This is a genomic window from Xanthomonas sp. SHU 199 (assembly GCF_000364665.1).
Lineage (GTDB): Bacteria > Pseudomonadota > Gammaproteobacteria > Xanthomonadales > Xanthomonadaceae > Xanthomonas_A > Xanthomonas_A sontii.
Map to the genome: position 1 here is coordinate 1 of NZ_AQOI01000257.1, position 475 is coordinate 475.

Below are 475 nucleotides of genomic sequence, written 5' to 3' on the forward strand. Positions count from 1 at the left end.
GCTGGCGCAGCGGCGGCGCCCGGCGCCTTGGCCATGCCCACCGCCCCGCCACTGGGTGCGTCGCCCGGGGTCACCAGCGGTAGCTCGCGGGTCTCGAACTGGCCGTCGGTCGGCGCCTCGGGCGCCTTCAGCGGAACGTTGGCCACGCCGCTGTCGGGCGCAGGCCCCTTCACCAGCATCGGCAGGAAGATCACGGCGAGCGCTACCAGGACAAGGGCGCCAATCAATCGCTGTTTCAGGACGGTATCCACGGAAAGGCTGAGGGGGCGGCGTGGCGGAGTGCCGTGCCGATTATAAGGTGGGCCCGCGCGGAGGCGGGATCAGCCGGCTGAATGCAGCCAGTGCAAGGCCTCGGCGGCGGTATGGAACGAACCGAACACCAGCACCCGGTCGCCCGGCCGCGCCTGCGCCAACGCCGATTGCAGCGCCTGCGCCACGCTCTCGGCGCCGCCGGCCTCGGCGGCGGCGGTCCCCA

General features: G+C 72.8%; 2 pseudogenes. Both read right to left on the reverse strand.

Annotated features, from left to right (window positions below):
• A pseudogene (locus D183_RS24405) lies at positions 1–251 on the reverse strand (SPOR domain-containing protein); the annotation flags it as partial.
• A gap of 69 nt (positions 252–320) precedes the next feature.
• A pseudogene (locus tag D183_RS26945) lies at positions 321–475 on the reverse strand (bifunctional folylpolyglutamate synthase/dihydrofolate synthase); the annotation flags it as partial.